13 protein-coding genes and 1 other RNA gene are annotated in these 13,355 nt (G+C 32.7%); 6 read left to right on the top strand and 8 right to left on the bottom strand.

The window, feature by feature from the left end:
* Positions 1-93 precede the first annotated feature (93 nt).
* Positions 94-933 carry a YjjW family glycine radical enzyme activase gene (locus tag RSB60_RS02700; protein WP_332614423.1) on the top strand — a complete coding sequence of 280 codons (840 nt, stop codon included), beginning with the start codon at positions 94-96 and terminating at the stop codon, positions 931-933.
* Between the two features lie 45 nt (positions 934-978).
* Here RSB60_RS02700 and RSB60_RS02695 read toward each other — a convergent pair whose 3' ends face one another.
* The 5 genes from RSB60_RS02695 to RSB60_RS02675 form a co-directional block, all read right to left on the bottom strand.
* Positions 979-1,719: an SIS domain-containing protein gene (locus tag RSB60_RS02695; RefSeq protein WP_332614421.1), complete on the bottom strand. Its 741-nt coding sequence runs from the start codon at positions 1,717-1,719 to the stop codon at positions 979-981.
* Positions 1,720-1,797: 78 nt separating this feature from the next.
* Complete coding sequence (locus RSB60_RS02690; RefSeq protein WP_332614419.1) at positions 1,798-3,075, bottom strand: PTS ascorbate transporter subunit IIC; 1,278 nt, start codon at positions 3,073-3,075, stop codon at positions 1,798-1,800.
* A gap of 14 nt (positions 3,076-3,089) precedes the next feature.
* Positions 3,090-3,380: a PTS sugar transporter subunit IIB gene (locus tag RSB60_RS02685; RefSeq protein WP_323381774.1), complete on the bottom strand. Its 291-nt coding sequence runs from the start codon at positions 3,378-3,380 to the stop codon at positions 3,090-3,092.
* A gap of 13 nt (positions 3,381-3,393) precedes the next feature.
* Entirely contained in the window at positions 3,394-3,831 is a 438-nt protein-coding gene (locus RSB60_RS02680) for a PTS sugar transporter subunit IIA (RefSeq protein WP_323381772.1), read from the bottom strand.
* A gap of 10 nt (positions 3,832-3,841) precedes the next feature.
* A complete protein-coding gene (locus tag RSB60_RS02675; protein ID WP_332614417.1) occupies positions 3,842-5,788 on the bottom strand; it encodes a BglG family transcription antiterminator in 1,947 nt (648 codons plus the stop codon).
* Positions 5,789-5,959: 171 nt separating this feature from the next.
* Here RSB60_RS02675 and RSB60_RS02670 point away from each other — a divergent pair, with 171 nt between their 5' ends.
* Positions 5,960-7,270, top strand: a complete 1,311-nt coding sequence (locus RSB60_RS02670) for an APC family permease (protein WP_332614415.1) — start codon at positions 5,960-5,962, stop codon at positions 7,268-7,270.
* Between the two features lie 4 nt (positions 7,271-7,274).
* On the opposite strand, the gene RSB60_RS02665 is transcribed toward RSB60_RS02670, so the two are convergent.
* The 3 genes from RSB60_RS02665 to RSB60_RS02655 form a co-directional block, all read right to left on the bottom strand.
* A complete protein-coding gene (locus tag RSB60_RS02665; protein WP_332614413.1) occupies positions 7,275-8,057 on the bottom strand; it encodes a prepilin-type N-terminal cleavage/methylation domain-containing protein in 783 nt (260 codons plus the stop codon).
* 153 nt (positions 8,058-8,210) lie between these two features.
* Positions 8,211-8,563, bottom strand: a transfer-messenger RNA (tmRNA) gene (gene ssrA / locus RSB60_RS02660).
* Positions 8,564-8,620: 57 nt separating this feature from the next.
* The gene (locus RSB60_RS02655; RefSeq protein ID WP_332614411.1) at positions 8,621-9,502 is read right to left on the bottom strand and encodes a LysR family transcriptional regulator; all 882 of its coding nucleotides are present in this window, start codon (positions 9,500-9,502) and stop codon (positions 8,621-8,623) included.
* 102 nt (positions 9,503-9,604) lie between these two features.
* Here RSB60_RS02655 and RSB60_RS02650 point away from each other — a divergent pair, with 102 nt between their 5' ends.
* The 4 genes from RSB60_RS02650 to RSB60_RS02635 are packed head-to-tail and all read left to right on the top strand — an operon-like array spanning position 9,605 to position 13,296.
* Positions 9,605-10,171 carry a chromate transporter gene (locus tag RSB60_RS02650; protein WP_323381038.1) on the top strand — a complete coding sequence of 189 codons (567 nt, stop codon included), beginning with the start codon at positions 9,605-9,607 and terminating at the stop codon, positions 10,169-10,171.
* Positions 10,168-10,740, top strand: a complete 573-nt coding sequence (locus RSB60_RS02645; protein ID WP_332614409.1) for a chromate transporter — start codon at positions 10,168-10,170, stop codon at positions 10,738-10,740. Before RSB60_RS02650 ends, RSB60_RS02645 begins: the two co-directional genes overlap by 4 nt.
* A gap of 57 nt (positions 10,741-10,797) precedes the next feature.
* Positions 10,798-11,346 (top strand): LemA family protein, encoded by a 549-nt coding sequence (locus tag RSB60_RS02640; RefSeq protein WP_323381040.1) that lies wholly within the window; start codon positions 10,798-10,800, stop codon positions 11,344-11,346.
* A gap of 39 nt (positions 11,347-11,385) precedes the next feature.
* Positions 11,386-13,296 (top strand): DUF2207 domain-containing protein, encoded by a 1,911-nt coding sequence (locus RSB60_RS02635; RefSeq protein ID WP_332491207.1) that lies wholly within the window; start codon positions 11,386-11,388, stop codon positions 13,294-13,296.
* Positions 13,297-13,355 lie beyond the last annotated feature (59 nt).

The following is a 13,355-nucleotide window of genomic DNA, read 5'->3' as shown; positions in this document are numbered from 1 at the left end:
AACTTCATAAAATAGTACTTTATACTTTTAGTTAAATAAAAAGTATGTACGCTTAATTTATAAAGATGATAAAATAGAGTGGAGGTAATAAATATGATTAAAGCGCCGGTAAATAAAATTATTCCATTTTCAAATGTAGATGGTCCAGGGAATAGAACTTCTATTTTCTTACAATCGTGTCCTTTTACATGTTTATATTGCCATAATCCAGAAACAATACACATGTGTATTCATTGCGGGGATTGTGTTAAAACATGTCCTACAAAGGCATTAACAGTTGTAAAGAAAAAAGTTGTATGGGATCAAACTAAATGTGTTGATTGTGATACATGCATAAAGATATGCAAACATATGGCATCGCCTAAAATTAGAATGATGTCAACAGATGAATTGATGAAAGAAATACGTAAACAAAAAGGGTTTATCAGAGGAATAACTGTAAGTGGTGGGGAATGTATGAATCATCCAGATTTTCTCTTAGAGTTATTCAAAAAAGCCAAAAAAGAGGGCTTAACATGTCTTATTGATTCCAATGGTTTTCATGACTTTAAAGATTATAAAGAATTATTGGATATAAGCGATGGGGTTATGTTGGATGTGAAAGCAGTAGATAATAAGTTTCATGAATATTTAACAGGAGTATCTAATGAAAGTGTTTTAAGTAATTTGACATACTTAGTTCAGGCAAATAAGTTAGCAGAAGTAAGAACTGTTTTATTGCCTAATAGTCCGCAAGAAAATAAAAAAACAGTGGAAGAGGTCAGTAAAATAATTCAAGACAAAACAATTTATAAACTATTACGGTATCGTCCTTTCGGTGTAAGAGAAGAAGGCATAAAAGAAATTGGGAATACAATTACCTCTGAACAAGAGGCAAATAAATTATGTAAATTAGCAATTCGTTTAGGTGCCACACATACTCAAGTAATTTAGTAAGTAAAAGCTCAGTTTAAGTTAAAAACTAAACTGAGCTTTATTTTAGAATTTATAATGAATAGAATCTTTATATTCCTCGTAAAGTTTTTGATTAAGTTCATCTCCGCCATCTAAGTTAGCACTATAGAAAATAGGAGGATGTTCCATACCACGATTAACGAGTGCTTGTGTTACTGCAGCTACAATTGTATTGAGCATAATAGAACCAATGACTGTGGAAGTTGGACTTACTTTTTGTTCAAGTCCTTCAATACTTACACAAGCATCTCCAATATCACCATGGTTATCAAGAACAACATCACAATATTCATACATGTTTTTTCCAGAAGGATGACGTGAAGTTACAGACTTAGAATAGGATAGGTTTGTAATACCAACTACTTTGCATCCTTTTTCTTTTGCATATTTTGCTATCTCAATAGTAACAGGATTTCTTCCTGACACAGAGTGAACAAGTAATACATCATCTTTTTTGAAATCAACTGTTTCAGCGATGGATGTTCCATAACCTACAAGTCTTTCCATTTTGCTTGTATGAGTAATTGGTGAAATATCAAGTAGAACTTCTCTACCGAAAATCGGATTGATCAACATTAATCCACCAGCACGATAGTACATTTCTTGGCTTAATATTCCAGCGTGACTTGCACCGAAAATGTAAATAGATTTTTTATTTAAGACGGCATCAGCTAATAATTGTGTACATTCTTCCATGTGTTGCATTTCATCTTTTTCAATTGTAGCAATTAAGTTTTTTATTTCCTTTAAATAATCAAAATTCATAAGTATCCTCCTTGTGTAATAAGTTATCAATGGAAAATTCTAAGAAAGAAAGCACTCCGAAGGAATGCTTTCTTTTCATTAACGAATAAATGAAGCCACTAAGCCTTCAAGAATTCCCCATAGTGAGAAGTCTTGTCCACCATAAACTAGCATCCAAGATTGAATTGTGTTGTTGAAGAAGTAAGATCCAAATCCAACAAGCAATACCATGATAATTCCTGAAACAGCTGCACCAATGACACATCCTCTGATACCACCAGTAGCATTACCAATAATTGCTGCACATCCAATTTCAAAGAAACAAGTGAATGTGAGTGGAATGATAACAGTTGGGAACATACCAGCAGTTAAGATAATTGTAATTGTTGAAGTAATCATCGCAACAATGAATCCAAGAATTAATGCATTTGGAGCATATCCGAAAATAACAGGAGCATCTAATGCAGGAATAGCACCTGGTACCACTTTTTCAGCAATACCTTTGAAAGCTGGAACGATTTCACCGATTAACATACGAACACCTTGAAGCATTACAGTTACACCAACACCAAAGTAGATTGAATGAGTGAAGATGTATGTGAAGATACCAGTTGTACCATCTGCATATCCCCAAACAACTGCTGGATCAAATCCATTTACTTGAAGAATAATCGCAATAACAATATATGTTAAACAAATAACGATTGAACCTGTAATTGATACTTCACGTAAGAAACCTAATGATTTAGGGAAAACAAGTTTTTCTGTAGATTGTTCTTTGTTACCAACCACTTTACCAAGAAGACCAGAAATTATAGAAAGAACAGTAGTTGGGTGACCAATTGTGAATGAATCATCACCAGTTACTTCTTTAACAAATGGACGCATTAAGTTAGGTGATACAATCATATAAGTTGCAGTAAATACAGTTGCAAGAACAATTAGTTTAGTTCCTGTTAATCCTGCATTAACACCTGCAGCGATAAATACAAATGGGAACCAATATAACATATGGCCTGTTAAGAAAACAGATTTCCATTTTGTGAAACGTGCGAATAATAAGTTGATTGCGAATGCCAATACCATTACGATACCGATTTGAGTACCATAAATACCACCAATATCAACTGAAGCTGGTGTAGCTGATTGAGGAAGTATAGTATTAAATGCAGTTGCAATACCATTAATTGAATTTCCAGTAATTAGTCCTGTACCTGCGTTTAATACGAAGAAACCAATTGCTGTCATCATTGTACCCCTAACAACATCAGTAAATGATTTCTTTTGAAGAATTAGTCCAATACAAGCGATCAATGCTAAGAAGATTGCGCCTTGATTGAAGATCTCATTAATAATAAAATTAAATATACTCATCATTTGAATTTCCTCCCTTATTTAATGAATGATTTTAGAAAATTAATAGTTTTCTCTTCAACTTCAGTTTTATTCATGAAGTTTTCGATAACAACTACAGGTACTGTTGCACGGCCTTCGATGCGTTCGGCTAATTCTTTTGAAATGAAAATAGCATCACAGTCATTGGAGCAACAAGTTCCGACATCACTACAGAATGCTTCAGCATCAAAATTTTGTTCTTTAATAATACTTTCAACTTTCATTTTCAACATGAGTGAAGAACCGCATCCAAATCCGCATACAGTTTGAATCTTAATAGTAGCCATGACATCCTCCTTTCTAATTGTGATTAATAAGCGAATATAATTCTTCGCTCGAATTACAATTCGCTAGTTTTTGAATCATACCTTCAACCATCAGCTTCTCTGCAATTACTTGTAGACTATTCATATGTGATGTTTTATCTACACAAGCTAAGCAAAGAATGACAGATACAGGATCATTTGGACTTCCAAAAGTCACAGGGTTTTTAAGTGTAATCAGTGAAATAGAACTTTCCTTAACTGCTTCACTTGGTGCCGCATGTACTAATGCAAAACCCGGCATTAAGACCATATAAGGTCCCATTTCATAGACACTATGAATCATGCTTTCAACATAATTCTGTGTTATTTTATTGTCTTCAATAAGAAGATTACCAGCTTCTTGGATAGCTTCTTGCCAAGTGTTAGCCTCAATATGATTTCTAATATTTCTCATGTTAATTACTTCTTGCATAAATACCCTCCTAATCATGTAAGTCATAGACAATATCTTTAGTGATATGGTCAGATTTTAAAATTTCTAAATTTGTTTTCTTTTCAAAAATATAGACAAGATCAAGTAGAGAATTCTCATCTTTATTTTTTATGCCAAGAATGACTAAGTTACGTACAATCTTGGAATTCTTGTTTCCAAAGGTAAGTGGTTTTTTAAGAATTAAGATAGAAGTACAGTTATGTTTAATTCCATCTTCAGTTCCAGCATGAATAAAGGCAGTTTCAGGAACCAATACCATGTATGTTCCTAATTTATTTACAGCATCAATCATTTTTGCAACGTACCTAGGTTCAATAATATGTTTATCTAATAATGGTTTTGCAGCTAATTGAATTGCATCTTCCCAACTAGCACAGTCTTCTACAATTTGTATATTTTCCGCATCAACTAAATCATGAATGTACGTTTTTGAGAAATTGTCTTTATCAATATCTGCATAGGACTGTAGAAAGTGATTACACATTTGTGAATAAGACAACTGAAATAGTCTTGTCTTAATATAGTCAACATCATCGGGATACAAGAGTGGATTAACTGAGATTACAGGTACAGAACTAAAATTCATTTCATTGGTGCTGATAATCATATCCACAGTATTTAGTTGAATATATTTCTCGGCATCTGTTTTTGATAAAGGACCTATAATGTTACACTCAGGAATGATTTGAGCAATTCGTGTTCGTAGTATAGAGGATGTTGCAACTCCAAATGAACAAACAAGTAATACATTGACTTGCATATCAACTTTTAAACTATTTTCATAGGCAGAAGCAATATACATAGCAATATATGCGATTTCATTTTCATCAAATTCTAAGTTATATGTTTTCTCTAAAACAATTAATTGATTCTTGGTATATTCATAAATCAATGGAATACTAATTTTAATTTGATCAAGAAGCTCATTTTGTATAGCAATATTATTTCTAATACGATAGATTGCTACTTTTAAATGCATAGATAACCCTTTTGTAAAATAAGTTCGAACTTCTTCATCCAATGGTTGTAGTTGTCGAAGTTTATCAATTAAGAATCTAGCAATTTCATTTGCTTCTTTATCTTCGTTGTATTCACTGTTATCAAGTTGAGTATTCTTTTCATTCATAAATAGCCAACAGAAGTAAATCTTTTCATCTTCGCTATAATGGAAAGGGGATAGAGATTTCATCATTGAATTAAAGTCTGGCTGATTTTTAATTTTTTGAAAATCACTTTCAGTTTTACCTTGTGTGAAAGAGTAGCCATGGTTGAAACGATGAATGCAATAGCAAAGAATAATTTTGATTTTCTCATGGTCTAGATAACTAACTTTCATTTCACTTTCAATTGATTTAATAATTTCTATAGCTTCTGTTAACTCTGGATTTTTGTATAAAGTAGAAAGTATTGAATCAAATAACCATTTTTCAAATGATAGTTTTGATACTAGACGGATAAATGTATTTCTAATAGTATACTCATCAGCTACAATGACAATTCCTTGTCCTTTGATTTTTTGCAAATCAATATTATAATCTGCAAAGTTTTTCTCAACTTGTACAAATGTAGTGATTATTGTTTGCTTACTAACAGAACATAATTCTGCGAGTGAATCATAAGTTACTTGTTGGTGGATGAGTAAACAAAGTGAGAGAACCAAAACACGATCATCACGACTTAAAACTTTTGATGAAAATAAAATTGATTTAAGGTGTGACAGTTGTTCAGGGGATACATTGATTTTGGAACCACGATTTGGTTTAGTTTCAAAGCTTATTTTGTTTTCGTCTAGAAAAGCTCTAATTTGGTCTAAATCATATCGAATTGTTCGAGGGCTTACTGAAAACATTGATGATAAAACATCAATAGTTATGTAATCAGTTTTTTGCATAAGAAACTGCACAATTTCAATTTGCCTACTTGAGAGTGATATCATAACTGTTCTCCTAACTTTATTTTATGTTTATCTTGAACTTGTACAATACTAACTGCTTTCATGTATTGTGGCAAGATTTTATATAAGTTAAACCTAAAATCGTTAGACTTGTAAAGTAGGAATAAAGAAATTATCATTTTTTATAGAAAGATACATAGGGGTGGTACCTAAATGACTAAGGGAAATGACATGACGAAGAAAATAGGATTTACAAGTATATTTTTGTTAGGAATAAATGGAATCATTGGGTCAGGGATATTTTTATTACCAGGCAAGTTATACCAAGATATGGCGGTTTCAAGCCTCTTAGTTATCTTATTTACTAGTTTCATGGTATTGATGATTGCCTTGTGTTATGCTGAACTGGCATCGCGATATAGCGAAGATGGTGCGGCATGGTTGTATGTATATAAAGCATTTGGCAAGTTTTCAGGATTTGAAGTAGGACTTAGTATTTGGTTTCTATCAGTGACAATTCTAGCTGCAGAAACATCAGCCTTTTTGACTACTTTACAAGGAGTAATGCCTGCATTAAAAGACCCAATGATTTATAATCTAGTAGGTATTGGCATATTGGTTTTATTGTTTATTGCCAATTTGTTTGGAACATTGATTATGAAAGTACTCAATAATATTTCTTCTACAACTAAGTTAGCAATAATCATTTTATTCATTGTAGTAGGGCTATTTTTTGTTAGACCAGAGAATTTAAATATTATTTTGCCAGCAGGAACACATACATTTTCAACAGTATTTACTGATTTTGCGAAAGCCTTGAGCGTTATATTCTACGCTTTTATTGGTTTTTCATTTCTACCCGTCGCAGCTGCTAAAATGGAAAATCCAAAACGTAATATTCCACTAGCATTAGTTACTGTAATTTTAACAAGTACGGTTCTTTATGGCCTAATCACATTTGTATGTATTGGAATTCTTGGTACATCATTATCTGGGGAAACTTTACCAGCAGCGATGGCTTTCAAGCAAATTTGGGGCGGGTTTGGTTATAATATCATTATTATTGGTATGTTAGTTTCAATTGGAGGTCTTGCGATTTCGTTTGCGTTTGATGCTCCTGTAATTGCATCATCCATGGCTGAAAAAGAACTATTACCAAGTTGTTTCTTAAAGAAAAATAAATATGGAGCACCTTATATCAGTAGTATTGTTACCTTTGCTTTTGCGATAATTTTAGTGGTGAGTGGTGACTTTATGTATCTTATTTCGTTATCGGTATTTATATCATTCCTACATAATGTTCCAAGTATTTTGGCAATGATGAAGTTGCGCGAAAAAGGTGGAGACACAGGATTTAAAGTTCCACTTGGATATACTGTACCAATTCTTGCATTAGTATCAAGTGCATATCTATTAACAGGATTTACATTCCAAATTGTTGCGGTGGGATTACTTATCTTAGTAATTGGCGCAATTATATATTGGACACAAAATGAAGTGAAAAAAAGAATCAACGCGAGTTGATTCTTTACTTAATTTTTTCAAAGTTACTTGAGTTATTAAATGTATTGCGAATTGCCTCAGTGGATAATCCATTCAGTGAAGGAAGAGAGAATCTATATTCTCTTTTTTTCTTATACCATTGTCCTTCAAAGAAATATAAGTCAGAGTTCCAACCTGCAGATGAAGTGTTGTTTGTTGAAGCAAATAATATTTCAGTCCAACTTCCTTCTGCATAGAATGGTTGATAGTACCATGTGCCAGCCATTCCAGCATTTTTAAGTGTCTCAGGATCAATCATCCCCCAAGTATTACCATTCTTTTTGAAAATATATTCACGCATTATATCATTATTTTTAAATTCTACACCGAGTAAATCTTTTATACATTGCTTATCAGTTCCACACGCATTTATTTTTTTGTTTAAATCTGCCATTTCTTTTGCAATGTATTCATCATAGATGGTGAGAGTTCCAAAGGAACTAATCTTATGTTCATCACAATATATACCATAGCCATAAAGTACTTCATACTTTTTATGAGACTTTGGACAAGAAGCAGCACCAGCAAAGTAGGTACCATCTGTATTATTCACAATTTCTTCAAGAGAAACTTTTGTATCCAGTGCAGTTTCCTGTTTGTATGCCCGCATAATTGTATTTATATTATCTTGACACGTTACTTTTTGAGAAGATTCAATGTAGCCTGTAATGTTAGGTACAATAAGTAAAGCTAAAACAGCTAATACTGCAATAACAACTATTAGCTCTATTAATGTAAATCCTCTTTTTTTGTGATTTATATCGTTCATAATTTCTCCGTTATAATATATTATACTTTTTAGTATTATATCAAATAAGAGAGATAAATCAAAGAATGAAAGAAAAGTGGCGTAATTTAAACATAAAAAAAAGCCTTTAATATAAAGGCTAACCGATATGAGAACTATCGCATTTTCTTAAATTGGTGGAGCTGCGGGGAGTCGAACCCCGGTCCAAGAGTAGTCCCACATTTAAACGTCTACAGTTTATCTTGCTATTAGTAAGACAATCACAACGAAGCAAGCCAACGATGATTGAATTTGCTTGTAAGAATTGTCGGGATCCATCGCCAAGCTAGACTTCACCTTATTCATTAAGAGTACACTAAATTAAAACTAATGACAATTTTAAGATAGGGCGCTGCGGCCTGTTGTTAGGCAACTATGCAGCGAAAGATAATCTGTTATTATTTCCAGTTATTTTTTGTTTGGTGATAAGGTCACCACTCCACTGCAGTTTAAATCAAACATAAACCTGTCGAAACCATGACAACCCCAGTTGAAACATGTTTATTATATATCAATATTGGTAGTAGTGCAATTGAATTGAATATCTAGAGATGGGAAGATTTACATATTTCAATAAAGTTTTTTTGCAAAGTTGCAAGTACTTTATCTTTGTGTTGAATGATGAAGAAAGAACGTTTTAGTTGAAGTTCTTTTACTATTAATTGTTTGATATCATCCCTAGATAATACCTCGTGAATTAATCGCTTGGAGATAATCGCTATACCAAGATTTTTAATTGTTGCGTTAATCAATGCAGTGTTACTTGTACTTTCCCAAGTAGGGGTAACTGCAATTTTTGCGAATTTACAAGCTTGATCAAATACTTCACGAGTACCGCTTCCTAGTTCACGCAATAAGAATTTTTGTTGTTTAAATTCTTCAAGGGATAATACTTGATTGTTTTTAAATGGTGCATCTTTTGAACAGATGATTGTCAATTCATCATCAGAGAAAGGTACTGCAACTAGACTGGATGCATGGATGGGAGTCTCTACAAAAGCTAAATCGATTTCATTTCGTAATAATCTTTCTTCTAGTAAATTAGAAGGTTCTACTGATACTCTAATATCTACGTAGGGATGAAGTGATGAAAATTCTTTTACAAAGTAAGGCATGAATTGTGAACCAATAGTAATACTAGACCCAATTCGTAATATTCCAAATGAATCCCAATTTCTTAATTGCTTGTCCATATCATCAATGATGGAAGATATTCTTAATGCGTAGTCTTTGAATTTCTGTCCGGCTTCAGTTAGAAATAAACGTTTTCCAATTCGATCAAATAAGAGGATTCCATAATCCTTTTCAATTTCTTGTATTGCGACACTTACAGAGGGCTGGCTAATACATAATTTATGGGATGCTTTTGTAATATTATTATCGGCAGAACATACGGCTAAGAATATTTCGATATGGCGGATAGTCATGATTTTCTCCTTATAGCTAATTGGCTATTAATATAATAGAATTATAGTATTTTAATTATTAAAGTACAAGGTCTATAATTAGCACAGATGGGGGAGTTCAACGTGAAAAAAAATGTTTATTTTAAACTATTTATTTCAACATTATATTTGAGTGCTTTCACTTTTGGTGGGGGATATGTCATTATCACCTTGTTGAAAAGTAAGTTTGTAGATGAATTGCATTGGATAGATGAAGAAGAAATGTTAGATTTGGCTGCGATTGCACAATCAGCACCAGGTCCAATCGCAATAAATGGTGCAATTGTAGTAGGTTTTAAATTAGGTGGAATACCAGGAGTACTATTATCAATATTAGGGGCAGTATTACCGCCCTTCATCATATTAACGACAATTTCTTTTTTTTATGAGTCTTTTAAACAAAATATCTATATCCAAGCAGTACTTAAAGGAATGCAAGCGGGTGTGGCAGCGGTAATTGTTTCTGTTGTTTATGATATGGGCAATGATGTAGTAAAGACAAAGAATCTTGTACTTATTGGAATTATGATTTTGGCGTTTGTAGCTAATTATGTATTTGGATTAAATGTTGTCTATATCATTATAACAGTAGGATTATTTGGTGTAGTGCGTACAATTATTCGCGAAAAGAAAAGAGGTATACAAGTATGATATTATTTGATCTTTTCTTAGTCTTCTTGCAAATTGGGGCATTTAGTTTTGGTGGTGGATATGCAGCACTACCACTTATTCAAGCACAAGTTGTGGATAAGTTTGCATGGATCACATTACAAGAATTTACAGATTTAATTACCATTTCTCAGATGACTCCTGGTCCAATTGCGATTAATGCCGCAACATTTGTAGGTAATCAAGTAGCAGGTATACCAGGATCAATCGTTGCGACCCTAGGTAATGTTTTACCTTCATGTATCATCGTAACAATTCTTGCATGGCTTTATAACAAGTATAAGAATCTATCTATTTTACAAGGTGTTTTAGAGGTGTTAAGACCAGCGGTAGTTGCGATGATTGCGACAGCAGGAATTATTATCTTAGTTCCAACAATTTTCACAAGTGGAACAATTCTCTTTGCCTTGAATAATATTGAGGTACGGTCAATTGCTTATTTCGTACTAGCTATGATTTTATTACGTAAATTTAAAAAAGATCCTGTTTTAGTCATGATTTGTTGCGGTGTTCTTGAGGTTCTATATCAAATAGTACTCCAGTTTATATAATAGTTTTTCTATTATGGTTGTGCTATAATATGTGTTATACAAAAAAGGAGAAATTTTATGTGGATAGCACTTATTGTTATTGTAGTCTTATTACTTGTTTGGGTAGTATCAACTTATAACACATTTATTACCTGGAAGAACAAAGTTGAGGAAGCATTTTCCACAATGGATGTTTACCTAAAGAAACGTTATGATTTAATTCCAAATTTAGTTGAAACTGTAAAGGGTTATGCAAAGCATGAAAGTGAAACTCTTGAGGCGGTAATTAACGCAAGAAATAAAGCAGCTTCAGCCAATACAATTGAAGATAAAATTGATGCTGAAAAAGGCTTAGCTGGAGTAATGGGACGTTTGTTTGCACTTACTGAAAGTTATCCTGATTTAAAAGCAAATACAAACTTTATTCAACTTCAAACAGAACTTAAACAAATGGAAGACGAAATTGCTAGTTCTAGAAAATACTACAATGGTGTAGTAAAAGAATTCAACAATCGTTGTGAAATGTTCCCAAGTAATTTAATTGCGGGAATATTTGGTTTCCGTAGAAAACCTATGTTCGAAGTAACTGACGAAGCGCAACGTGAAAACGTGAAAGTTCAATTTTAAAATATCGCGCATGCGATATTTTATTTTTAGGAGGTAACAATGGGTAGAATAAAAAAAATAGTATTCACAATTTTATCTGTTTTCTTGTTCTTTTGTACAACGCAAATTGTGCATGCAGAAGAAGGATTTGATATCGATCATTACGATGTTCAAATTGTTGTACAGGAAGATGGAACGTATCATGTAACGGAAACATTGAATGTAAGTTTTAGAGAGAGACTGCATGGTATTTATATTCATATACCGACAGTATATAAAGATGTAAAGTGGAATGTTGATGGAAAGACTTATGTGCGTGATTATAAGTTTCCAATAAGCAATGTAAAAGTTTTATCAAATCAAGATAAAGAAATTGATAATCAAGAATATGGAATTGCGATTCGATTAGGAAGTGGAGATTATTATGCTGATCCAGTTGAAACATATAAAATTTCATATGATATTCATGCGAAGGATTTGGATTTAAATGGTATTCAATCATTTTATCAAAATATTATTTCTGATAATTGGGATACGAATATAAATGGTGTTACGTTTAAGATAACTATGCCTAAAGATTTTGATGCAAGTAAACTTTATTTCTATACTGATGGACAAAATGTTGATAGCAATTTAACATACCAAGTTAATGGTAATGTAATTGAAGGAAGTTATACAGGAACACTTCCTCGTGGAAATGCGATCACGGTAAAACTTGATTTACCAGAAAATTATTTTGCATTTCCAACCTACTCTGAATGGTACATTTTCTCAGTTGGGTTTGGAGTTGTACTTCTATTAGGGGCTATCCTTTTATTCTATAAATATGGTAAGGATGACAAAGTTGTTCAAACTGTTGAATTCAAAGCGCCTGCTGGTTTGAGTAGTGCTGGAGTTGGATATGTTATTGATGGTAGTGTCGATAATCGCGATGTAACTTCATTAATCTTTGATTGGGCGAATAAAGGTTATATTACAATTGAAGAAACTAAAAAAGACTTAACATTTAAAAAAATTAAAGACTTGGATGAAACTGCACACCATTATGAAAAGATTTTATTCAAAGGTATGTTTAAAAATAAAGAAGAAATAACAGCTTCAGAACTATCTGGTGATATTTATGATGAATTTTCACAATCTAAGATTGCGGTTAGAGAATATTTCCAATTAAAAGCAAATAAGATTTATACAACACAATCATTTGCATTGCGAACGATTGTAGGATTACTTGCGGCAATTCCGTTATCAGTATTCATGGCGATTGCGGTTTATACAACAACCTATAGTTCACTAGGTGCGATTCTTGCCTTTGCACTAGTTATGGTGTTTATTCTTATTGGATCAAGTATCCAAAATATTGGTGTGCAACGTTGGCATGATGATAGTGCAAGTAAATTTGGTCTATTAATTGCGGGCATTGTAGTTATTGGAGTAGTATTCCTTGGATGTTTCATTACAATAACGATATTAGGAGTTTCTCAATATGTATTACTTATTTTGATTTTTGTCATTACTGCTTTAATTTGTTTCATATCTAACTTTATGTTAAAAAGAACGCCTAAAGGAGTACGATATTTCGGTCAAGTTTTAGGATTAAAAGAATTTATTCGTGTCGCAGAGAAAGATCGTTTAGATATGTTAGTTAAAGAAGATCCACAATATTTCTATCATATTCTTCCTTATGCTTATGCATTAGGATTAAGTGATGTATGGAGTAATCACTTCAAAGATTTTGAGTTAGAACCACCAACATGGTATGTAGGTTCAAACTCAATGATGTTTAATTACTATATGATTCATTCAATGACACGTCATATGAATGTTGTTCAAAACCCAATTCCACCAGTTAAAGTATCTTCTGGCGGAGGATCATTTCCTAATGGAGGTGGTGGATTTGGTGGCGGCGGCTTTGGCGGCGGCGGAGGCTTCTCGGGTGGCGGATTTGGTGGCTCATCTGGTGGTGGCTGGTAGGTCTAAAGCGTAATCCTTGATTCTCATACAACTAAATTCTATAATAAAGAAGAAGAGAG

It is taken from the genome of Anaerorhabdus sp., from assembly GCF_036657415.1.
Lineage (GTDB): Bacteria > Bacillota_I > Bacilli_A > Erysipelotrichales > Erysipelotrichaceae > Anaerorhabdus.
Note: the sequence above shows the minus strand (reverse complement) of the source record. Positions and strands in the feature narration are given on the sequence as shown.

Bases quoted from the DNA above. Each gene is read 5' to 3' on its own strand.
- RSB60_RS02635 (WP_332491207.1), top strand. From the start codon at position 11,386: ATGGGTAGAATAAAAAAAATAGTATTCACAATTTTATCTGTTTTCTTG.
- RSB60_RS02690 (WP_332614419.1), bottom strand. From the start codon at position 3,075: ATGATGAGTATATTTAATTTTATTATTAATGAGATCTTCAATCAAGGC.
- RSB60_RS02700 (WP_332614423.1), top strand. From the start codon at position 94: ATGATTAAAGCGCCGGTAAATAAAATTATTCCATTTTCAAATGTAGAT.
- RSB60_RS02675 (WP_332614417.1), bottom strand. From the start codon at position 5,788: ATGATATCACTCTCAAGTAGGCAAATTGAAATTGTGCAGTTTCTTATG.
- RSB60_RS02655 (WP_332614411.1), bottom strand. From the start codon at position 9,502: ATGACTATCCGCCATATCGAAATATTCTTAGCCGTATGTTCTGCCGAT.
- RSB60_RS02680 (WP_323381772.1), bottom strand. From the start codon at position 3,831: ATGCAAGAAGTAATTAACATGAGAAATATTAGAAATCATATTGAGGCT.
- RSB60_RS02670 (WP_332614415.1), top strand. From the start codon at position 5,960: ATGACTAAGGGAAATGACATGACGAAGAAAATAGGATTTACAAGTATA.
- RSB60_RS02640 (WP_323381040.1), top strand. From the start codon at position 10,798: ATGTGGATAGCACTTATTGTTATTGTAGTCTTATTACTTGTTTGGGTA.
- RSB60_RS02685 (WP_323381774.1), bottom strand. From the start codon at position 3,380: ATGGCTACTATTAAGATTCAAACTGTATGCGGATTTGGATGCGGTTCT.
- RSB60_RS02665 (WP_332614413.1), bottom strand. From the start codon at position 8,057: ATGAACGATATAAATCACAAAAAAAGAGGATTTACATTAATAGAGCTA.
- RSB60_RS02645 (WP_332614409.1), top strand. From the start codon at position 10,168: ATGATATTATTTGATCTTTTCTTAGTCTTCTTGCAAATTGGGGCATTT.
- RSB60_RS02695 (WP_332614421.1), bottom strand. From the start codon at position 1,719: ATGAATTTTGATTATTTAAAGGAAATAAAAAACTTAATTGCTACAATT.